Origin of the sequence: Komagataeibacter oboediens, assembly GCF_018491655.1 — a bacterium.
Lineage (GTDB): Bacteria > Pseudomonadota > Alphaproteobacteria > Acetobacterales > Acetobacteraceae > Komagataeibacter > Komagataeibacter oboediens.
Window position 1 is genome coordinate 47,432 of record NZ_JABLUU010000016.1, and the last position, 20,103, is coordinate 67,534.

At 64.8% G+C, this 20,103-nt stretch carries 19 protein-coding genes; 12 read left to right on the forward strand and 7 right to left on the reverse strand.

Going from position 1 to position 20,103, the window contains the following annotated elements; translation table 11 throughout:
- Window positions 1-109: 109 nt before the first annotated feature.
- From HNO79_RS12825 to HNO79_RS12845, 5 genes are all read right to left on the reverse strand, one after another.
- Window positions 110-1,036 (reverse strand): hypothetical protein, encoded by a 927-nt coding sequence (locus HNO79_RS12825; RefSeq protein WP_010514811.1) that lies wholly within the window; start codon window positions 1,034-1,036, stop codon window positions 110-112.
- Window positions 1,037-1,136: 100 nt separating this feature from the next.
- Window positions 1,137-2,117, reverse strand: coding sequence for an Hsp33 family molecular chaperone HslO (gene hslO, locus HNO79_RS12830; RefSeq protein WP_214165436.1), 981 nt, complete (start codon window positions 2,115-2,117; stop codon window positions 1,137-1,139).
- A 32-nt stretch (window positions 2,118-2,149) separates the two neighbouring features.
- Complete coding sequence (locus tag HNO79_RS12835) at window positions 2,150-2,470, reverse strand: hypothetical protein (protein WP_214165418.1); 321 nt, start codon at window positions 2,468-2,470, stop codon at window positions 2,150-2,152.
- Window positions 2,467-3,453, reverse strand: coding sequence for an ornithine carbamoyltransferase (argF, locus tag HNO79_RS12840; RefSeq protein ID WP_214165419.1), 987 nt, complete (start codon window positions 3,451-3,453; stop codon window positions 2,467-2,469). Before argF ends, HNO79_RS12835 begins: the two co-directional genes overlap by 4 nt.
- The gene (locus HNO79_RS12845) at window positions 3,450-4,655 is read right to left on the reverse strand and encodes an aspartate aminotransferase family protein (protein ID WP_214165420.1); all 1,206 of its coding nucleotides are present in this window, start codon (window positions 4,653-4,655) and stop codon (window positions 3,450-3,452) included. Before HNO79_RS12845 ends, argF begins: the two co-directional genes overlap by 4 nt.
- A 298-nt stretch (window positions 4,656-4,953) precedes the next feature.
- On the opposite strand from HNO79_RS12845, the gene HNO79_RS12850 reads away from it, so the two are divergent.
- The 12 genes from HNO79_RS12850 to HNO79_RS12905 all read left to right on the forward strand — a co-directional run bounded on the left by HNO79_RS12850 (window position 4,954) and on the right by HNO79_RS12905 (window position 17,003).
- On the forward strand, window positions 4,954-5,595 hold the full coding sequence (locus HNO79_RS12850) for a regulatory protein RecX (RefSeq protein WP_029329521.1): 642 nt from the start codon (window positions 4,954-4,956) through the stop codon (window positions 5,593-5,595).
- Window positions 5,592-6,086: a CHAP domain-containing protein gene (locus HNO79_RS12855; protein ID WP_048856302.1), complete on the forward strand. Its 495-nt coding sequence runs from the start codon at window positions 5,592-5,594 to the stop codon at window positions 6,084-6,086. The genes HNO79_RS12850 and HNO79_RS12855 overlap by 4 nt, the downstream gene beginning before the upstream one ends.
- A gap of 136 nt (window positions 6,087-6,222) precedes the next feature.
- Window positions 6,223-6,468: a twin-arginine translocase TatA/TatE family subunit gene (locus HNO79_RS12860; protein ID WP_029329523.1), complete on the forward strand. Its 246-nt coding sequence runs from the start codon at window positions 6,223-6,225 to the stop codon at window positions 6,466-6,468.
- A 40-nt stretch (window positions 6,469-6,508) separates the two neighbouring features.
- A complete protein-coding gene (locus HNO79_RS12865) occupies window positions 6,509-7,132 on the forward strand; it encodes a methylthioribulose 1-phosphate dehydratase (RefSeq protein WP_187294186.1) in 624 nt (207 codons plus the stop codon).
- Window positions 7,129-7,671, forward strand: coding sequence for a 1,2-dihydroxy-3-keto-5-methylthiopentene dioxygenase (locus HNO79_RS12870; RefSeq protein ID WP_214165421.1), 543 nt, complete (start codon window positions 7,129-7,131; stop codon window positions 7,669-7,671). The genes HNO79_RS12865 and HNO79_RS12870 overlap by 4 nt, the downstream gene beginning before the upstream one ends.
- Before the next feature lie 23 nt (window positions 7,672-7,694).
- Window positions 7,695-8,411 (forward strand): acireductone synthase, encoded by a 717-nt coding sequence (mtnC, locus tag HNO79_RS12875; protein WP_214165422.1) that lies wholly within the window; start codon window positions 7,695-7,697, stop codon window positions 8,409-8,411.
- On the forward strand, window positions 8,408-9,367 hold the full coding sequence (locus tag HNO79_RS12880; RefSeq protein WP_010514824.1) for a bifunctional riboflavin kinase/FAD synthetase: 960 nt from the start codon (window positions 8,408-8,410) through the stop codon (window positions 9,365-9,367). Before mtnC ends, HNO79_RS12880 begins: the two co-directional genes overlap by 4 nt.
- A gap of 90 nt (window positions 9,368-9,457) precedes the next feature.
- Window positions 9,458-12,331: an isoleucine--tRNA ligase gene (ileS, locus tag HNO79_RS12885; RefSeq protein WP_214165423.1), complete on the forward strand. Its 2,874-nt coding sequence runs from the start codon at window positions 9,458-9,460 to the stop codon at window positions 12,329-12,331.
- Window positions 12,332-12,336: 5 nt separating this feature from the next.
- A complete protein-coding gene (gene lspA, locus HNO79_RS12890; RefSeq protein WP_010514826.1) occupies window positions 12,337-12,810 on the forward strand; it encodes a signal peptidase II in 474 nt (157 codons plus the stop codon).
- A 94-nt stretch (window positions 12,811-12,904) separates the two neighbouring features.
- A complete protein-coding gene (locus HNO79_RS12895) occupies window positions 12,905-13,393 on the forward strand; it encodes a DUF3035 domain-containing protein (protein ID WP_010514827.1) in 489 nt (162 codons plus the stop codon).
- Window positions 13,394-13,465: 72 nt separating this feature from the next.
- Window positions 13,466-15,328 carry a DNA mismatch repair endonuclease MutL gene (mutL, locus tag HNO79_RS12900; RefSeq protein WP_244987540.1) on the forward strand — a complete coding sequence of 621 codons (1,863 nt, stop codon included), beginning with the start codon at window positions 13,466-13,468 and terminating at the stop codon, window positions 15,326-15,328.
- Between the two features lie 133 nt (window positions 15,329-15,461).
- Window positions 15,462-17,003, forward strand: coding sequence for an NADH-quinone oxidoreductase subunit M (locus tag HNO79_RS12905; protein WP_244987541.1), 1,542 nt, complete (start codon window positions 15,462-15,464; stop codon window positions 17,001-17,003).
- A gap of 133 nt (window positions 17,004-17,136) precedes the next feature.
- Here HNO79_RS12905 and parE read toward each other — a convergent pair whose 3' ends face one another.
- On the reverse strand, window positions 17,137-19,176 hold the full coding sequence (parE, locus tag HNO79_RS12910) for a DNA topoisomerase IV subunit B (RefSeq protein WP_110507280.1): 2,040 nt from the start codon (window positions 19,174-19,176) through the stop codon (window positions 17,137-17,139).
- 148 nt (window positions 19,177-19,324) lie between these two features.
- Window positions 19,325-19,858, reverse strand: coding sequence for a hypothetical protein (locus HNO79_RS12915; protein WP_082071147.1), 534 nt, complete (start codon window positions 19,856-19,858; stop codon window positions 19,325-19,327).
- Between the last annotated feature and the right edge of the window lie 245 nt (window positions 19,859-20,103).

Below are 20,103 nucleotides of genomic sequence, written 5' to 3' on the forward strand. Positions count from 1 at the left end.
AGGGAGGCGGCGTTCCTCGAAGCTCTTTGAAAAAAGAACTTCACCAGAACCGTCTTTACAGAGCTGAAAAAACAGGGGACGGATGATGCCGTCCCCTGCATGGGAAAGATCAGTTGGTGCTGCCCGGCAGCGTCAGGTTCCCCGGCGGGGGGGAGCGCAGTTGCGGCTTGGCCGCCGGTGTCGCGCTGTCCCCATCATCGGATGGATACCCGGTCGGGAAGATGGCGTCCGGCCCGTCATTCGCGGGCTTTGGTGTTGCCTGCGTTGCCGCGGGTGTCGAAGGGGCCGCAGCCGGAAGGTCTGTCGGCCCACCGCCAATGGTCATGGTGCTGGTGTCCGGGGCCGGGGTGGTGGCCTGCGTGGTGGCTGGCTGCTGTTCCTCGGTGCCGTCCAGTGGCTGTGCGACGATGCCGCCGGGCGCCTGCGCCTGCCCGGTGACCAGCCAGTTGCCCAGATTGTTGCGGATCTGGGATTCCAGTTCCTTGCTCATGTCCACCAGCATCATGTTGGTGAGGGTGTTCAGATTTTCCGGCGTATCGCTGTTGCCATGTTTCCGTTTCGGGTCATAGGACCGGGTAACCTGGGCGACGGCATATCCCGTGCGGCGGCCATCGGCCGATGTCACGTCCAGATGCACGTTCAGCTGTCCGTCCAGAATGCCACCGGGTTCATGCAGGATCGAGGCCCGGTCGATGGTGAAGACGCCTTCCCCCCCGCTGCCTGCGGCAATCAGCCGGTCATGCGCCATCTGCTTGAGAAGCTGGTCCGGCGGGTTGGGCGCACGCCCGGACAGATCGCCTGGCACCAGCCCCGGCTGCCCCCGGTCCACCACCGAAATGGACGCGACATTCAGGTTCAGCGGCTGGGCATCGCCATACTGCGGGCCTTCGAACGTGGTGGGGGTGTCGTTACGGTGGCTGCGGCTGTAGGCAGGATCGCACAGTGGCAGCGTCAGCAACGGCAGGCTGGCCACAAGTGCCGCGCGCAGGCTGCGGCGCAGGGCGGGGGCGGAAAGCGGCGAACGGTTCGGTCGCATGGATTATATCCCGGTAACGGCAGGCGCGCGCGGCGCGGTCGGTGGGTCAGTCCTGCGACCGTGCCATGTTCCGCGCCGGTGGAACAGGGGCAGGACAGCGTCAGGCTGCCTTGCCGCCGATCTCATCACGCTGGAAGTGGAAGCTGTGGTTGCAGAACGAGCAGTTCATGGTGATCGTGCCGTCCTGCGCCATATGGTCCAGGTCATCCAGCGGGAAGGTTTCCAGAATGCCCGACAGGCGCGCGCGTGAGCAGCGGCAGCCAAACGCCAGTGCGCGCGGCTGCCCCGCAACCAGCCCTTCGGCATGAAACAGGCGGTACAGAAGATCCGCGGACGAAAGGGTGTCATCCAGCACTTCGCGCGCCGTCAGCGTCGTGGCCAGGGTAACGGCGGTTTCCCACGCATCATCGCCTTCTTCGGGCGTCATGTCGGCATCGACGCCGCCATCCATGGCGATCTTTTCCATCACCAGCGCGCCAGAGCGCCAGCCCACGGGCGTTTTTTCACAGAACAGCCTGACCCAGCAGGCATGCTGTTCGCTGGTGGCAAAGTAATGCGCGGCCATTTCCGACAGGCTTTCGCCATTCATCTCGACAATGCCCTGATGGATGTCGGTATCGGGCCCCTGATCGACGCTGAAGGCGATATATCCCTTGCCCAGCAGCTGGCTGGCGGTCGGGGTGGGTGTGGTCTTCAGCAGCTCGGCCACCTGTTCGTCATCCGAACGGGCATGGAAGCGCAGCGCGCCGGAATCGGTGCAGTCCGCCAGCAGCAGGCTGACCGGGCCATCCCCCTTGGCCTGCAGGGAAAAAGACCCCCTGAACTTCAGTGACGATGCAAGGGCCGCCACCAGCGCCAGCGCTTCCCCCGCCAGCCGCAGCACGGCATCAGGATTGTCATGGCGGGTCAGCAGCGTATCGGTCAGCACGCCGGGACGCACAAGGCGGCCGCGCACCGGCCGGTGGTCCAGATAGAACGGCACGACACCCTGCGGCACGACCAGATCGGGCGTGTCGGGGCGACTTGCGTCCAGAAAGGCGGGGGAAGAATTGTTGGCAGTCATGGCAGAAACCCGCAGCATCACGTGCCCCCGTTTCCGGGGGACGTGGGTCATTACAGATTGGCGGTAATATCCGCCTCCAGCGCGGCAAGGCGCTGGTCGAGGTCTTTCAGCTGGTCCACCGGCAGCAGGCCGTCCGTGTCCAGTGTGGTCATGGCGCGCAGGCGGCAGCGGTCATGTTCCATATCCAGGTCTTCGGTGCGGCCTGCCCCGGCAATGCAGTCCAGATAGGCGTCACGCACCGCGTCAATACGGGTGTCACGGGTGGGCAGGGCGGCAAAGATGTCGCGCACGCTCTTTTCCGCCCAGCCGGGGATTTCCGGCGTGTCTTCGGTGGCGGAGGGCAGGGCGGGCTGTTCGGCCGGTCCGGTCATGCCGTGGGTTCCTTTCCATATTGCTGCCAGTCCTCGCCGCACAGCGCCCAGATCAGGATGCCCTTCTGCGCATGCAGGCGATTCTCGGCCTCGTCGAACACGACGGAATGCGGGCCTTCAAACACGTCTTCCGTCACCTCTTCCCCGATATGGGCAGGCAGGCAGTGCAGGAAAAGGGCGTCGGGCGCCGCATGTGCCATCAGGGCCGCATTGACGCGGTATGGTTCGAACGCGCTGATGCGCTGGGCCGATTCCTTGTCCGACATGCTGACCCATGTGTCTGTAATCACCGCGTCCGCCCCGGCCACGGCGGCCACGGGGTCGGTCGTGACCGTGATCTGCGCGCCATGTTCGCGCGCCCATGCCACGGCGGCGACCGATGGCGCATGCGTCGCGGGCGTGGCCAGACGCAGGTGGAAGCCGAACAGGGCTGCCGCCTCGATGAAGGAGGTGGCGACATTGTTGCCATCCCCTACCCATGCCAGCGTACGTCCCGTGATCGGGCCGCGATGTTCCTCGAACGTCATGATGTCGGCCATGATCTGCACCGGGTGCGAATCCGGTGTCAGGCCGTTGATGACCGGAACGCTGCTCCAGCGTGCAAGCTGGCGCAGGTTTTCCGTCTTGCCGGTACGCAGCACGATGGCGTCAACAAAGCGTGACAGCACGCGCGCGGTATCGGCAATGCTTTCTCCCCGGCCCAGCTGCATGTCACCGGGGGAGAGCAGGATCACGTTTCCGCCCAGCTGCTGCATCCCCACTTCAAACGAGACACGGGTACGCGTGGACGGCTTGGACAGCATGAGGCCAAGCGCCCGGCCGCGCAGCGGCAGCGCCGGGTGCAGCGGGCGGGTGCGATGGTGCTGCATGCGCTTGATCCCGGCCGCGACATCCAGGATCGTGCGTAGCGTCGCACCGTCCAGGTCACGCAGGTCAAGGAAGTGGCGAGGGGTCACGTGGGTGGGGGTCTGAAGCGCGTTCATGCCACATTCTCCGTCTTGGCTGCGGCGACATGGGCGCGCACCCGCTGTGCCGCACGGTCCAGCATGGACAGCGCGTCGGCGCAGTCGGCCTCGGTCACGGTCAGCGGCGGCAGCATGCGCAGCACGTTGTCGCCTGCCGTGACACTCAGCATGCCTTCATGGATGGCGGCGGTCTGCACCAGCGCCACGTCCGCACTGCATTTCAGGCCGATCAGCAGCCCCAGTCCCCGGCGGCTGGCAAAGACATCCGGATAGGTCGCGCACAGCCGGTCCAGCCCCGCATCCAGCTGTGCCGCACGGGCGCGCACCCCTTCGAGGAAGCCGGGGGCCAGCAGGATGTCGAGTACCGCATTCGCCGCGGCACACGCCAGCGGGCTGCCGCCAAAGGTCGTGCCATGGCTGCCCGGCGTCATATGCTTCGCGATGGTTTCGGTGGTCAGCACCGCACCCATGGGGAAGCCACCGGCAATGCCCTTGGCGGTGGACAGGATATCGGGCGTTATGTCCGACCATTCATACGCGAACAGGCGCCCCGTACGGCCCATGCCGCACTGGACTTCATCCACGCCCAGGAACAGGCCGTATTCATCACACACTGCGCGCAGTTCGCGCATGAAGCGCGGGGTGGCGACATGGATGCCGCTTTCGCCCTGCACAGGCTCGATCATGATGCCCGCCGTCTCGGCCCCGATGGCCTCGCGCACCGCGTTCATGTTGTTGAGTGGCACATGGTCGAACCCTTCCACCCGCGGGCCGAACCCGTCGAGGTATTTGGGGTTGCCCGTGGCCGACAGTGTCGCCAGCGTGCGCCCGTGGAACGCGCCGTTGAAGCAGATGATGCGCGTGCGTTCGGGGTGGCCGGACTTGGCCTGCGCGCGGCGGATCATCTTGATCAGGCCTTCGTTGGCTTCAGCGCCCGAATTGCAGAAGAAGGCGCTGTCGGCAAAGGTATTGGCCACCAGCCGCTGCGCCAGCCGTTCGGCCTGCGGCACGCGGTACAGGTTGGACACATGCATCACGCGCTGCGCCTGCTGCGTGATGGCGCCGACAAGGTGGGGGTTGTTGTGCCCGACCGAGGATGTGGCGATGCCGGACCCGAAATCGAGGAATCGTCGCCCGTCCACCGTGTACAGCCAGGCACCTTCGCCGCGCTCGAAGGCGAGGTCGGCGCGATTGTAATTCGGCATCAGGGCGGAAATCATGGAACAGCCTTGTGATTTCAGGTCAAAGAAAAAAGGATCATGGTTCAGAAACGAAAACGGCCCACCGCCATCGGGGTGGGCATATTCCGTTTTCCGATTTCTCCGGCTACTACAATTAAGGCGGCACGACCTGTCGCGCCGTCCTGTCTGCGCATGCAGATCCGGAAAGGAGGGAGAATATGGCCCGCCTGTGCGAAATGCAACCTTCGCGCCATTTCCGCCCCCGCTGGGGCCATGGCAGCCATACATCCGCGCATAATCATGGGCGCGGGCGCATGGCTGTGGCATAGTGGGGATCATGGTGGCCCGTCCTTCCCGCTCCGCACCCCGACCGCCTGCCCCCGCGCCCGATGCCGCCAGGCTGCGTGAGGTGGCCCTTGCCTATCTTGCCCGTTTTTCCGCAACCCGCGTGGGCGTGGAACGGATGCTTGCGCGTCATATCGACCGCTGGGTGCGCCGCGCGGTCAGCAGCGGCATGGATGAACATGACGCCATGCAGGCCGTGCTGCCTGCACGCGGCGCCATTGCCGCCGTCGTGGCCGACATGGAGGGGCTGGGCGCGGTGGATGACGCCCGTTTTTCCGAATTCCGCGCCCGGTCCCTTGCCCGCGCGGGCCGTTCGCGCCGTATGGTCGCCGCCCATCTGGGCGTGCGTGGCGTGGATGAGGCCACGGTGGGCCGCGCGGTGGAGGAAGCCCTCGGCCCGCGTGACGGGGAAGGGCAGGAAACCGAACTGGCCGCGGCCCTTGTCTTTGCCCGCAAGCGTCGCGCCGGTCCCTTCGTGCGTCCCGATGCGGATGGGGACGAGGTGGACAGACGCTACCGCCGCGCGATGGATGCCATGGCGCGCGCTGGGTTCGCGCATGATACGGCCCGCAGGGCGCTGGACATGGAACTGGAGGAGGCGGAGGACCGGATCATGCGCATGAGGATGGCATGAAGCGCGAGCGGGCACGGGCCGCGCTGGCGCGGACAGTACTGACACGGGTCGTGGCGGCGGGCGGCCTGCTGTCGCTTGCGGCATGTGCGGGCGGCGGCAGCGGCCATGGTTGGCACGGGGCGGTGCAGTGCGCTCCCTATGCACGACAGGTCACGCATGTGCAGCTCAGTGGCGCTGCCGCATCATGGTGGGGGCAGGCGCAGGGCCGGTATCCGCGCACCCATGCGCCAAGGACGGGGGCGGTGCTGGTGTTTCGCGCCACGGGCCGCCTGCCCGACGGGCATGTGTCCGTCGTGCGCGCAGTGCGCAGCCCGCGTGAGGTACTGGTGGACCAGGCCAATTGGGTACCCGGGCGCGTTGGCCGGGGCGAACCGGTGGTCGATGTCTCTGCCCGCAATGACTGGTCGCGGGTGAAGGTCTGGTGGTCCCCCATTCACGACATGGGCAAAACCGTTTATCCTGCTTACGGGTTCATTCTGCCGGCAGGCTGACCGGTCAGACTGGCGGGGGTGCTTGCATATCGTGGCGCCTCCCCTCACATAGGCGGGGTAGGGCAGGCCGCCGCCATATTGGATGGCGGATGGACAATACGGTATTTTGCGTCATGGACGCGGATCGAGGGATGCGATGGGTAGCTTGAGCTGGGGACATTGGCTGATCGTGCTGGCGGTGGTGCTGGTACTGTTTGGCGGCGGTGGCAAGATCAGTTCGCTCATGGGTGACATGGCGCGCGGGATCAAGTCGTTCAAGAAGAACATGGCCGATGATGCGCCGGAAGATCCGGTGCCGACCGGTCATATCCAGGGACCGGGCAAGGAGAAGGATGCCTCCTTTTCCGAAGCGCCGCAGCATTCGGCCAATAACGTAAAATGATGATGGATTGCGCGCCTGTGCCGCGCGGATGGGCGGCGTAATGGATAATGCAGCGTTCCCGGCGGGGGCATACTGCCGGGCAGTGGACCGGATCATCGCGGCGGGCCGGCGCATGGACCGTTTCGGCTGGGTGCCTGCCACGGCTGGCAATATCAGTATCCGCCTGCCTGACGGCAACCTCGCCATCACGCGCTCGGGCGGCCACAAGGGGCTGCTGGGGCCGGAGGGTGTGATATGCGTCGATGCGGCGGGCAGGCCCCTGACCCCGGGCGACCGGCCCAGCGCCGAAACCCTGCTGCATTGCCAGATCTATGCCCATGACCCGGATGCGGGCGCGGTACTGCATGGTCATTCCGTCGCCTCCACCGTGCTGTCGCGGCTGGGTGGGGATGCGCTGGTACTTGAAGACTACGAGGTGCAGAAGGTCTTCGCGGGACAGACCACGCATGCCGCGCGGGTCCACGTGCCCATATTCGACAATGACCAGGACATTGCCCGCCTGTCCGGCGTCGTGGCCCCGCATCTGGATGGCATGCGCGCGGGCTACATTATCCGCGGGCACGGGGTGTACGTGTGGGGGAAGGACATGGACACCGCGCTGGCCCGGCTGGAGGGGCTGGAATTCCTGCTGGCCTGCGAACTGGAAAAAAGGAAGATCCGATGAGCAGCCTGAACGTCTATGCCGATAACAATCCCGGCACGCCCATCATCCACCTGACCGATCCCAGGCGGATTGCATCCGAACTTGCGGCGATCAATGTGCGCTTCGAACGTTGGGACAGCCCCGTTGTCCCCCCGCGAACCGCGTCCGAAGCCGAGGTGCTGGATGCCTACCGGCCCTATCTTGACCAGTTGATGGGAGAGACAGGCGCGGGTTCGGCCGATGTGCTGCGTGTCGGGCCCGATACGCAGGGCTGGGCACAGGCGCGCAGCAGATACCTGTCCGAACATGTCCATAGCGAGGACGAGGTCCGGTTTTTCGTGCATGGGCAGGGGGATTTCATCATGCATGTGGGCGGGCGCGTATATGACGTGCGCTGCACGGCGGGGGATCTGATTTCGGTGCCTGCCGGTGTCCCCCACTGGTTTGATGGGGGCGAGAGCCCGGACTTCGTGACCCTGCGCGTGTTCACCAACCCCGATGGGTGGATCGCGCAGTATACCGGCAGTGACATCGCGGCCCGCTTCCCCGTTGAAGCCTGAGCCGTACTGAGGGAGATGAGAACGTGACCCAGGCCACGCAGCCGCCAGTACGCGCGGTGCTGCTGGATATTGAGGGAACGACCATACTGGTTTCCTTCGTCCATGACACATTGTTCCCCTATGCCCGCAAGGCGCTGCCGGAACTGCTGCGCAAGCGGGCGGATGACCCGGATGTACGCGCGCAGGTGGCGGAAATCACCCGTCTTGCCCCCGGCGTGCCGCCGCTGCGCCAGCTGGAGGCATGGATGGATGCCGATGCCAAGGTTGCCCCGCTCAAGGCATTGCAGGGCATGGTCTGGGCGCAGGGTTATGCCGATGGCGTGCTGAAGGCCACGCTGTTTCCCGACGTGACACCCGCGCTGCGCTGCTGGGCCGCGGCGGGACTGGCGCTGGCGGTATATTCATCGGGTTCGGTTGCAGCGCAGAAGCTGATCTATGGCCACACGACCGAAGGTGATCTGAGCAGCGTGTTCGTCGGCTTTTATGACCTGCAGATGGGCGGCAAGCGGGACGCGCAGAGCTACGTCAACATCCTGCAGGACGCGCAGTGGCAGGCGGGCGACGTCCTGTTCCTGTCCGATGTGGTGGCCGAACTGGATGCGGCAGCGCAGGCGGGCCTGCGCACGTGCCAGATCGTGCGCCCGCAGGATGGCACGCAGCCGGGCACGACCCACCCCGTGGCCACGACGCTGGATGAGGTGGCCGAACGCTTTGGCCTGCCCCGCGCGGGGCAGGCATGAAGGCGCACCTGCATACCGACTGGCGCAACATTCCCGACAGCGCGCGGGGCACGGTGGCGGCGCTGGGTAATTTTGATGGCGTGCATCTGGGCCATGCCCATCTGGTCCATGCGCTGCATGCGGCCCGGCCCGAGCGTGAACTGGCTGTCGTGACGTTCGAGCCGCATCCGCGCGAACTGTTCCGCCCGCAGGATCCGCCCTTTCGCCTGACCCTGCCGCAGGAACGTTTTGCCGCGCTGTCCGCGCTCGGGGTCCGGCATGTGTTCCAGATCGGGTTCGACCGTGAATTCAGCGCCATGAGCGCCGAGGAATTCGTCACCCGCGTGCTGCATGAGGGGCTGGGCCTGCACCATGTCGCCTGCGGCATGGATTTCGCCTTTGGCCACCGCAGGCGCGGCAATGTCGCCTTCCTGACCGAACGGACCGCTGAACTGGGGATCGGCCTGAGTGTTGTGCCCCCGCTGTCGGATGCGCTGGGCCCGTATTCATCAAGCCGCATCCGCAGGCTGCTGCAGGATGGCTACCCCGAACGCGCGGCGGAGGAACTGGGGCGCCCGTGGTCGATTCGCGGCGTGGTCCAGCACGGGGACAAGCGCGGTCGCCTGCTGGGCTTTCCCACCGCCAATATCGCGCTGGGCCGCCATCTGGAACCCGCGCGCGGGGTCTATGCCGTCAGCGTGCGCATGGCGGATGGCCAGGTCTGTCCCGGCGTGGCCAATATCGGGCGCAGGCCCACCATCAATGATGGCCAGGAAAGTCGGCTGGAGGTTCACCTGCTGGGCTTCTCGGGCGATCTGTATGGCCAGACCCTGTCGGTGGCGCTGCATACCCTGCTGCGGGCAGAACGTCGTTTTGACGGGCTGGACGCGCTGAAGGAACAGATCGCGCGCGACTGCACGCAGGCGATGGCATACCTGTCCACCCACGAATTCGCGCCCATATCCGCCAGAACTTGACCACGCGCCACCGTGGTCCCCATAAGGTTTCCTGCACGCGGGCCGGTGGTCGCGCATGCACTTCCCCTTGCCAGAAGAACAGAACAGGCCATGTCCGAGTCAAAACCACAGGATCTCTACCGGGAGACGGTCTTCCTGCCGACCACTTCCTTTCCCATGCGGGGCAATCTGCCCAGGCGGGAGCCGGAGATTCTGGCGGGATGGGAGAGCGAGAAGCTCGATGACCGCCTGTTCGCGCAGGCGCGCGGCCGTGACGTGTTCATGCTGCATGACGGGCCGCCCTATGCCAACGGGCACCTGCATATCGGGCACGCTCTGAACAAGATCCTCAAGGACGTGATCAACCGCGCCCACCGCATGTCGGGCTATGGCATCCATTACGTGCCGGGCTGGGACTGCCACGGCCTGCCGATCGAATGGAAGATCGAGGAAGAATACCGCAAGCGCGGGCAGGACAAGGACAGCGTGCCGGTGCTGCAGTTCCGCGCCGAATGTCGCGCCTATGCCCAGAAATGGCTGGATATCCAGGCCGGTGAATTCCGCAGGCTGGGCGTGCAGGCGGAATGGGCGAACCGCTACGCCACCATGGATTTTTCATCCGAGGCGGCGATCGCGGGGGAAATCGGCAAATTCCTGCTCAACGGCCTGCTGTACCGTGGCCTGCGCCCGGTCATGTGGAGCCCGGTTGAAAAAACCGCGCTGGCCGAAGCCGAAATCGAATATCGCGACCATGAATCCACCGCCATTCACGTGGCGTTCCCCATCGTGACCGACCCCACGCCCGCCAGGGCGCTGCAGGACGTTGCGGCGGTGATCTGGACCACCACGCCGTGGACCATTCCTGCCAACCGCGCCATCGCCTATGGCCCCGACATCACCTATGCCGTGGTGCGCGTCGATGGCGTGGGCGATAATGCGACACTGGAACCCGAGGCCCGCGTGCTGGTGGCCGAGGACCTGATCGCCCCGTTCTGCGAGGCGGCGAATGTCACGGCCCACCATGTGCTGTACACACTGCCTGGCAGCGCGCTGGAAGGTGCCGTCTGCGCCCATCCGCTGCGCGGGCAGGGCTATGATTTCGACGTGCCGCTGCTGCCCGGCGCGCATGTCACCACCGAGGCGGGCACCGGGCTGGTGCACACCGCCCCGGCCCATGGTGAGGACGACTTCAACCTTGGCCGCGCCTATGGCCTTGAGGTCACCGAACTGGTGATGGACGATGGCCGCTATGCCGACTGGGTGCCGCTGTTCGCCGGTGGCCATGTGTTCAAGGCGGCCGAGCCGGTGTGCCAGGCGCTGCTGGAGGCCATGCAGCGCGCCGTTGCTGCAGGCACCGCGCCGTGCGGGCTGGTGGCGCGGGCGACGCTGGTCCATTCCTATCCGCATTCGTGGCGGTCGCGCGCGCCGATCATCTACCGCGCCACCCCGCAGTGGTTCATCCGCATGGATGGCGACGGGCACTTACGTGACCGCGCACTGACGGCGCTGGAAAAGGTGACATTCGTGCCCGCCCAGGCGCGTAACCGCCTGACCTCCATGGTGGCGGGCCGCCCCGACTGGTGCATCAGTCGCCAGCGCGCGTGGGGCGTGCCGATTGCCGTATTCGTGGAAAAGCGCACGGGCGAGGTCCTGCGCGATGCCGCGGTGATGGAGCGTATTGTCGACGCCTTCCGCGCCGAAGGGGCGGATGCGTGGTACAGTTCCCCCGCTGCGCGCTTCCTTGGTGATGGCCGCAATCCCGACGATTACGAACAGGTGTTCGATATTGTCGATGTGTGGTTCGAAAGCGGTTCGACCCATGCCTTCGTGCTGGGCCATGGCGACATGCCGTTCCCGGCCGACCTGTATCTGGAAGGGTCCGACCAGCATCGTGGCTGGTTCCAGTCCTCGCTGCTGGAAAGTGTCGGTACCCGTGGCGTGGCCCCGTACAAGGCGCTGGTCACCAATGGCTTCGTGCTGGATGAGCAGGGGCGCAAGATGTCCAAGTCGCTGGGCAATGTCATCGCGCCACAGGACGTGAATGACAGCCTTGGCGCCGACATCCTGCGCCTGTGGGTCATGAACTCGGACACCAACGAGGACCTGCGCATCGGCAAGGAAATCCTCAAGCAGCAGGGCGAACTCTACCGTCGCCTGCGCAATACGCTGCGCTGGCTGCTGGGCGCGCTGGATGGCTTTACCGAAGCCGAGCGCGTGCCATACGAACAGCTGCCCGAACTTGAACGCTGGGTCCTGCACCGCATGTCCGAACTGGGCAGCCTTGTGGCGCGCGCGGTGGAAACGCATGAATGGGTCGGGGTCTATCCCGCGCTGCACGGTTTCTGCGCCGCTGACCTGTCGGCCTTCTATTTCGACGTGCGCAAGGACACCATATACTGTGATGGCGCATCCAGCCTGAAGCGCCGCGCGGCGCGCACGGTGCTGGACCAGCTGCATCGCTGCCTGTGCGCATGGCTTGCCCCCGTGCTGGTCTTCACGGCGGAAGAGGCATGGCTGGCCCGTCCCGGCAATTCCGAAAGCATCCACCTGCAGCCGTTCCCCGAACTGCCCACGCAGTGGCACGATGACGCGCTGGGTGAACGCTGGGCCATGCTGCGTGCGGTACGCCGTGTCATCACGACCGAAATCGAAACCGCGCGTCGCGACGGGCTGGTCAAGTCATCGCTGCAGGCCGCACTCGACCTGCCGCTGTCGGAAGCGGAGGCGGCCCGGTTTGAGGGTGTGGACTGGGCGGAACTGACCATTGTCTCGCAGGCGGATGTCACCATCATCGCGGGTGCCGGTTCGATCTACCTTGGCGAGGACGGGGCGCAGGATGGCGTGCCGCATGGCATTCCCACCATCAGCGTGGCAGCGGGGCATAAATGCGCGCGCTGCTGGAAAGTGCTGGAGGAAGTGGGACAGGACAGCGCCCATCCCGAACTGTGCCTGCGTTGTGTCGATGTGGTGCAGGACGGGGCGTAACCTTCATGAACAACCGTGTTCTGGGCGGCGTCTGCCTGCTGGGTGCGCTGGCGGCCGACCAGGCCAGCAAGTTCTGGATACTGAATGTCTATGACCTGCCGGCGCGCATAAGCGTGCCGCTGCTGCCGGTGCTGAACCTGACCATGGTGTGGAACCACGCCATTACATTTGGCATGCTGGGTGGCGCGGGTGCCGCGGGGCGGATCATCTTCTCGGTTGCGGCGCTGGTGATCGTGGCCGGTCTTGCGGTATGGCTTGCGCGCACCCCGCGCCGGTGGGTGGCGGTGGCGCTGGGCATGATCATGGGCGGGGCCATCGGCAATGTCATTGACCGGTTGCGCTTTGGCGCGGTGGTTGATTTCATTGACGCCCATGCCTTTGGCTGGTCATGGCCGGTGTTCAACATTGCCGATGCCATGATTGACTGCGGTGTTGCGATCCTGATTATCGACAACATGCGTCATCGCGATGCAAACTAGGTTAGGAGCGGCCTGCACATGCTTGCCGAACCGTTCCACTAACGGTAATAGGCGAGATATGGCGATTTCTGCTCTCAGACCCCTTTCCTGTGCAATGCTTGTATCGGGCGGCTTCATGCTATCGGGCTGCACCGGTGCCGATGTTTCGCGTGCCTTCGGGCTGGAGCGGAGCCTGCCGGACGAATACACGGTCACGACGCGCGCGCCGCTGTCCATGCCGCCGTCCGATGAACTGGGTGCCCCCAACAGCAACGCCGTCCAGCGCGCGCAGGACACCAACCCGCGCATGCAGGCGCTGGAAACGCTTTCCCCCAATGTGGCGCTGCAGGGGGCTGATGGCCCGGGCAGCGAGGGCCAGACCGCCCTGGTGGGTGAAGCGCAGCAGGCCTCCAACGAGGAGGACAGGGGCGAAATGGGCCGCGCCGATACCAGTTTTGTTGACAAGCTGATGTTCTGGCACGGTGGTGGGGCCGGCAATCTTGTCAACGGCAAGGCCGAGAATGCCCGCCTGCGGGAGGATTCGGCCCTTGGCCGCAACCTGACGCAGGGTGCGACCCCGACCGTCAGCGGTCCCAGCAAATAAATGGTCCGACCGCGTATCTGACCGATGCGCGGCATGTGGCCTGATGCGTGTAATCCGGTCCATGGTGTGAATATGTCTTCTGGTAATGGCCAGCCGGTCATTCGTCGCCTGTCGGAACAGGTCGTCAACCGCATTGCCGCGGGCGAGGTGATTGAACGCCCCGCCGCGGCACTGAAGGAACTGGTGGAAAACGCCATCGATTCTGGTGCGCGCCGGATCCAGATCCGTCTGGACCGGGGTGGCATTGACCGGATCGATGTCACGGATGATGGCTGCGGCATGTCGCCCGAGGACCTGCGGCTTGCGGTGGAGCGGCACTGCACGTCCAAGCTGCGTGACGAGACGCTGGTGCGCATTTCCACCCTTGGTTTCCGCGGCGAGGCTCTGCCCTCCATCGGTGCCGCGGCCCGTCTTACGGTCATGTCCCGACTGCACGACAGTGATTCGGCTTGGTCGATCCGTGTGGAAGGCGGGGCGGTGGGGGACGTGGAACCCTGCGCGGGTCCGCCCGGCACGCGCGTGCTGGTCGAGGATATGTTTTTCGCAACACCCGCACGGCGGAAATTCCTCAAAAGCCCACGTGTCGAATCCAGCCATGCCGAAAACGTGGTGCGCCGTCTGGCGCTGTCCGTCCCGCATATCGCCTTCCGGCTGGAATTCGACCAGCGCCTGATCCTTGACCTGCCGGCGCAGGACATGGCGGCGCGCGTTGCCGCGATTCTGGAGTCGGGACATGCCGATGGCCTGCTGCCGGTGGAAGGGCAGCGCGGGGACCTGAAACTGAGCGGTTTCATCTGCGCCCCATCCGTGCACCGTGCCACGGCCAATGGTCAGATGCTGCTGGTCAATGGGCGGCCCGTGGTGGATCCGGTGCTGCGCACGGCGGTACGGGTAGCCTATCGCAACGTGATGGAACATGGACGGCACGCAGTTGTGGCCCTGTCGCTGGACATTCCGCCCGAACAGGTGGACGTGAACGTGCATCCCGCCAAGACGGAACTGCGCTATGCCGATTCGGCAGCCGTGCGGGCGCTGGTGATCGGTTCGTTGGGGCGCGCACTGGGCACCGGCGCGGGTGTTGCCGGGGTCAGGCCCGACCTGCTGCAGTCGCGTGGGGCTTCGTCCGCGCGGATCTGGTATCCGCCGGAACGTGCTGCCGATGCCGCAGGGATGTCCGCCCGTCTGGCCGCTCCGTCGCCTGCATCCATACCGTCAGGTACGGCCCTGCCCCCCGGCTTTGCCGAATCGACATTACCCCTGTCCGCCCTGCCTGCCGCGCGCAAGGCAGTCCCCGATGAGCCGGAGACAGCGCTGGCGGATATGGCGCCTGCCATCGACCACCCGCTGGGGGCGGCGGTGGCGCAGGTTCTGGGCACCTATATCGTATCCCAGACGGCGGACGGCGCGCTTGTGCTGGTGGACCAGCATGCCGCCCACGAGCGCCTGACGCATGAGATCCTGCGTGAGCAGTATCTGGGCGGGGAAATCCGTGCCCAGCGCCTGCTGCTGCCCGAGGTGGTGGACCTGCCCGCGCGGCAGGTGGAGGTGCTGCTGTCTTTTGGCCCCGGACTGGCCCGGCTGGGAATCGAGATCGAACCATTTGGCGGTACGGCCGTTCTGGTCCGGACCATGCCGGCCCTTCTGGGCAAGGAAAACCCGGTCGGCATGCTGCGCGACCTGGCCGAGGAACTGGAAGCGGATGATCTGGCCACGCCCGCGCAGGCCGATGCGCTGGATGCGCGCATGGATGCGATCATCGCGCGCATGGCCTGCCACGGCAGCGTACGGGCAGGCCGGAAGCTGACACACGAGGAAATGAACGCCCTGCTGCGGGACATGGAACGGACCCCCCGTTCGGGCACCTGTTCACACGGCCGGCCCACATGGCTGAAGCTGGAAAAGGCTGATCTGGAGCGCATGTTCGGCCGTAGGTGACGCGACGGCACGCCATCCGCCTGGATGGCCATACAGGCATGGTGGGGTAGGGAATGGGTGTGCCCTCTGCATAATGTGAGCGGGGGCTTACTGGATTCTCCGGCGGCAACGCCACTAGGGTCAGCCATTATCCATGGATGATGTGAGACCGAATGTGCATCCGATCCTGCTCTCCCTAGTTACGTATCTGCCTCTCGCCGGGGCATTGGCCATATTGCTGACGCGTGGCACGACCCAGACGGTCGAGACCGCCGCCCGGTGGGTGGCGTTGTGGACCAGTGGCATTGTCTTCGCGCTGGCCGTGATCATGTGGGCCGAATTTGATCCCGCCCGGCCGGGCATCCAGTTTGAACAGCAGGTGGGATGGGCCAGCGGCGCTGGCATTTCCTACCATGCCGGGCTGGATGGCATCAGCCTTATGTTCGTGCTGCTGTCCGCGTTCCTGACCCCGCTGTCCATTATCGGGGGCTGGCGCCAGGTGACGGGGCGTGTGCGGGATTACATGATCGCCATGCTGGTGCTGGAAACAACGCTGATCGGGCTGTTTTCCGCCCTTGATCTGGTGCTGTTCTATCTGTTCTACGAAGCGACCCTGCTGCCCGCCAGCCTTATGATTGGGGTATGGGGCGGGCCGAAGCGGGTATGGGCATCGCTGCAGTTCTTCCTGTTCACCTTTGGCGGGTCGCTGTTCATGCTGCTGGCGCTGCTGGCCATGTGGAACGCGGCGGGCACGACCGATATCGTGGCCCTGCAGCATCATGGCTTTGGCCATGCCATGCAGTGCTGGCTGCTGGCGGGCTTCATCATCGCCTTTGGCGTCAAGCTGCCGCTGTTCCCGCTGCATGCGTGGCTGCCCGATGCCTATACCGAGGCCCCGACCCCGGCATCCGTCATGCTGTCGGGTGTACTGTCCAAGGCGGGGGCGTATGGCCTGCTGCGCTTTGGCGTGATGATGTTCCCCGATGCCGCGCGCCTGTTCGCGCCGGTGGTGCTGACGCTGGGGGTGATTGCGGTGATCTATGCCGCGATGATCGCGCTGGCGCAGACGGACATGAAGCGGGTGATCGCCTATTCCTCGTTCTCACATATGGGGGTGATTGCCATCGGGCTGTTCACCATGACGCCCGAGGGAATCGATGGTGCGATTTTCCAGATGCTGTCGCATGGCATCGTGATCGCGGCGCTGTTCTTCTGTGTTTCTGCCGTATCGTGGCGGGCTGAAACCCGTGAAATCAGCGCATTTTCAGGCGTTGCGCACAAGATGCCTGTGCTGGCCACGCTGGCCATGCTGTTTGTCATGGCCAATATCGGCCTGCCGGGCACGGGCGCATTCGTGGGGGAATTCCTGGTCATGGTCGGCGCGCTGCATGTGTCGTTCTGGCTGGCCTTCCTTGGGGGGACCAGTATGATCCTTGGTGCGGTCTATATGCTGGTGCTGTATCGCCGGGTGCTGTTCGGGGCGGATCGTGGCGGGATTGTCGCCCTGCTGCGTGACCTGACGGGACAGGAACTGGCGGTGCTGGTGCCGCTGGCGGTCGTGACGATCTGGATGGGGGTGCATCCGGGGGCGTTCCTGCGGGTGTTCGATCCGGCCGTGACCGGTCTGCTGCATCCGGTGACAACCGTCGCCACGGTTGACCCGCAGCAGGTTGTTCCGGTGACGGGCGCAGGTTGAAGCTGAAAAAACAAAAGGTTTCAGGTACCGTCTTTTTGCAGAAAGGCGGCATCCCCTGAAGCTTCTTCAGGATTGTATAAAAAAGCCCGGTTACCCTGGGACAGGTGACCGGGCTTCTGTCGTTGTGAATGGTTCAGACGTCGAGGTTATCGACCTGACGGGCATGTTCCTGAATGAAACGGAAGCGCAGTTCCGCCTTGCGCCCCATCAGGTGTTCCACGCGTTCCAGCGTCAGCGCCCTATCTTCGGGCGGGGTGATGACCTTCAGCAGGGTACGGTGCTTCGGGTCCATGGTGGTCTGTTTCAGGTCGCCGGGCGGCATTTCACCAAGACCCTTGAAGCGGGAGACCTCGACCTTGCTGTTGGGCTTGAAATCCTTCTTCATCTTCCGCTCACGGTCGGCATCGTCCATGGCGTAAACGCTCTTGCCGCCCTGTGTCAGGCGGTACAGCGGTGGCTGGGCCAGATACAGGTGCCCGCCCCGGATCAGGCCCGGCAGTTCACGATAGAAGAACGTCATGAGCAGCGAGGCGATATGCGCCCCGTCCACATCCGCGTCGGTCATGATGATGATGCGGCCATAACGCAGCTTGGTCGCGTCGAAACGTTCCCCCATGCCGCAGCCCAGTGCCTCCACCAGATCGCGGAGTTCCTGGTTGCCACGCAGCTTTTCGGTCGAGGCGCTGGCAACGTTCAGGATCTTGCCCCGCAGCGGCAGGACAGCCTGTGTTTCGCGGTTGCGGGCCTGTTTGGCGGAGCCACCTGCCGAATCCCCCTCGACAAGGAATATTTCGGTCTCGGCCGCGTTTTCGCGCGTGCAGTCCGTCAGCTTGCCCGGCAGGCGCAGGCGGCGGGTGGCGCTCTTGCGGGGCGTGTCTTTCTGTTCCTTACGGCGCAGGCGTTCTTCGGCCCGTTCCACCACGAAGGCCAGCAGGTTGTCCGCCTGTGGCGGGTTACCCGCCAGCCAGTGGTCGAAACGGTCGCGCAGCGCGGTTTCAACCAGCTTGCTGGCCTCGCTGCTGGTCAGCTTTTCCTTGGTCTGGCCCTGGAACTGCGGGTCACGGATGAAGACGGACAGCTTGGCGGCGATACAGCCAAGGATGTCATCGGCGTTGATGCTGGCCGCGCGCTTGTTGGCGCGCTGTTCACCCCAGTTGCGCAGGCCCTTGAGCAGCGCGTTGCGAAAGCCCGTCTCGTGCGTGCCGCCATTGGGCGTTGGAATGGTGTTGCAGTATGACGCCAGGGCCGCCGTACCCTGTTCCAGGAAGGCGATCGCCCATTCCATGCGGCCGGTATCCACCCCGTCGGGGCCGGTAGGCAGGTCCGCATCCCCTGCCCACAGGTCGGTCAGCAGGGCGGCCTTGTCACCCAGTTCGTCACGCAGGCTGTCCGCCAGACCACCGGGGAAATGCAGGACGGCTTCCGCAGGGACCTCATCATTGCGGATAAGGGACGGATCGCATGACCAGCGGATGGTGACGCCACGGAACAGGAACGCCTTGGACCGGCATAGCCGGTACAGCCGCAGGGGCGAGAAATGCAGCCGCCCGAAAATCTGTGGATCCGGGGTAAAGCGGATCTGCGTGCCGCGCCGGTTGTTGACCGGGCCAATCTTTTCCACGCCGCTTAACGGGTGGCCGCGTTCATAGACCTGCCGCCATAGTTCGCGGTCGCGCGCGATCTCGACTTCCATGCGCGATGCCAGTGCATTGACCACCGATGACCCCACGCCATGCAGGCCGCCCGATGTGGCGTATGCCTTGCCCGAAAACTTGCCACCCGCATGCAGTGTGGTCAGGATGACCTCCAGCGCAGAACGGTCGGGAAAACGCGGGTGCGGGTCCACCGGTATGCCACGACCGTTGTCGCGTATGGTCAGGCAGTCGCCGGCTTCCAGCGATACGTCGATGGTGGTGGCGTGTCCGGCCACGGCTTCGTCCATCGCGTTATCAAGGATTTCGGAGGCGAGGTGGTGATACGCCGTCTCATCCGTGCCGCCGATATACATGCCCGGACGGCGGCGCACGGGCTCAAGGCCCTCCAGTACCTCGATGGCGCTGGCATCATAGGCATCGGGGCCGTTTTTGGCATTATCTGGCATGGGGGCAGGGGAAACCTTGCGTCGGGTGGGTTTTGCGGGGCCTGCAGGTGCGGAAAAAAGATCGTCGTTCATGAAGCGTTCTTTTTGTTCTGTCGGGTCGCGTCCTGTCAAGCCATAAGGCCCTGCACGCCGCACGGACTATGCCTGCACTTGTGCGCATGAAAAAGGCCGGACACGGGCCCGGCCATATTTTTTCTTCATGCCCGCATCGGGGATTGAGCTAGCTGCGGACCGTGCGGCGGGCCGTGGTACGGCTGCGTGTGCTGGTGGCCGGGCGGTTGGGCGCGGTGCAGGTCAGGTAGGATGCCGGCTGAAGGATATCCTTGGCCTGGGCATAGTTGGACAGGTCGGCGGAGCTTTCAAGCACCTGCACCTCATCGAACATGGACATGCGCTGCTGGCAGAAGGCGGTGCCGGATTTCAGCCCACGTTCGGACTGCACATTGGCAAGCTGCGTAATGTAATCGTCATGCTGGCGCTGTGAATTGCGGCCGTAGGTGCTGTTGAAATAGCTGTTGAGGACATGCTCCTCAGCGGCCAGTTTGGGGCGGAATTTCGTCACGAAATTGTTGTACTTGTCCTGCGCGCCGCATGACAGGGCCGTGACCATCAGCTCGCTTTTCAGGCCCTGCACGTCAAAGGCTTCATGCGCGGGGGAGGGGGAGCAGGGGCCGGCAGCCAGTGCCTGCCCACCATTAACCAGCCCCATGAGGGCAAGGGCAGCAGCGCCAGCGCGCCAGATCGACATGGACATCAGGACGGGTTCTCCAGATATTGGGGCAGTTGCCAACGGGGAATGCACGGACCCCGCATATTCCGGCAGGAATGAAATCCGGATCAGGTCTATAGCGCAAACCGGCACGCGCCAAAAGGGAGGGATATCCTTCCCTGTTCAAAAAGATGCGTCAGACCCGCCACGTGGGATGACAGCGCCCCCGGCGCGGGCTATGCCACACAGGCAGGACCTGTCCGCTTGCGTAAAAGGACCAACAGGTCTTT

What these genes read in the sequence shown, in the direction of transcription:
- HNO79_RS12825 (WP_010514811.1), bottom strand. Translation starts at nt 1,036, where the DNA reads ATGCGACCGAACCGTTCGCCGCTTTCCGCCCCCGCCCTGCGCCGCAGC.
- hslO (WP_214165436.1), bottom strand. Translation starts at nt 2,117, where the DNA reads ATGCTGCGGGTTTCTGCCATGACTGCCAACAATTCTTCCCCCGCCTTT.
- HNO79_RS12835 (WP_214165418.1), bottom strand. Translation starts at nt 2,470, where the DNA reads ATGACCGGACCGGCCGAACAGCCCGCCCTGCCCTCCGCCACCGAAGAC.
- argF (WP_214165419.1), bottom strand. Translation starts at nt 3,453, where the DNA reads ATGAACGCGCTTCAGACCCCCACCCACGTGACCCCTCGCCACTTCCTT.
- HNO79_RS12845 (WP_214165420.1), bottom strand. Translation starts at nt 4,655, where the DNA reads ATGATTTCCGCCCTGATGCCGAATTACAATCGCGCCGACCTCGCCTTC.
- HNO79_RS12850 (WP_029329521.1), top strand. Translation starts at nt 4,954, where the DNA reads ATGGTGGCCCGTCCTTCCCGCTCCGCACCCCGACCGCCTGCCCCCGCG.
- HNO79_RS12855 (WP_048856302.1), top strand. Translation starts at nt 5,592, where the DNA reads ATGAAGCGCGAGCGGGCACGGGCCGCGCTGGCGCGGACAGTACTGACA.
- HNO79_RS12860 (WP_029329523.1), top strand. Translation starts at nt 6,223, where the DNA reads ATGGGTAGCTTGAGCTGGGGACATTGGCTGATCGTGCTGGCGGTGGTG.
- HNO79_RS12865 (WP_187294186.1), top strand. Translation starts at nt 6,509, where the DNA reads ATGGATAATGCAGCGTTCCCGGCGGGGGCATACTGCCGGGCAGTGGAC.
- HNO79_RS12870 (WP_214165421.1), top strand. Translation starts at nt 7,129, where the DNA reads ATGAGCAGCCTGAACGTCTATGCCGATAACAATCCCGGCACGCCCATC.
- HNO79_RS12880 (WP_010514824.1), top strand. Translation starts at nt 8,408, where the DNA reads ATGAAGGCGCACCTGCATACCGACTGGCGCAACATTCCCGACAGCGCG.
- ileS (WP_214165423.1), top strand. Translation starts at nt 9,458, where the DNA reads ATGTCCGAGTCAAAACCACAGGATCTCTACCGGGAGACGGTCTTCCTG.
- lspA (WP_010514826.1), top strand. Translation starts at nt 12,337, where the DNA reads ATGAACAACCGTGTTCTGGGCGGCGTCTGCCTGCTGGGTGCGCTGGCG.
- HNO79_RS12895 (WP_010514827.1), top strand. Translation starts at nt 12,905, where the DNA reads ATGCTTGTATCGGGCGGCTTCATGCTATCGGGCTGCACCGGTGCCGAT.
- mutL (WP_244987540.1), top strand. Translation starts at nt 13,466, where the DNA reads ATGTCTTCTGGTAATGGCCAGCCGGTCATTCGTCGCCTGTCGGAACAG.
- HNO79_RS12905 (WP_244987541.1), top strand. Translation starts at nt 15,462, where the DNA reads ATGGATGATGTGAGACCGAATGTGCATCCGATCCTGCTCTCCCTAGTT.
- parE (WP_110507280.1), bottom strand. Translation starts at nt 19,176, where the DNA reads ATGAACGACGATCTTTTTTCCGCACCTGCAGGCCCCGCAAAACCCACC.
- HNO79_RS12915 (WP_082071147.1), bottom strand. Translation starts at nt 19,858, where the DNA reads ATGTCCATGTCGATCTGGCGCGCTGGCGCTGCTGCCCTTGCCCTCATG.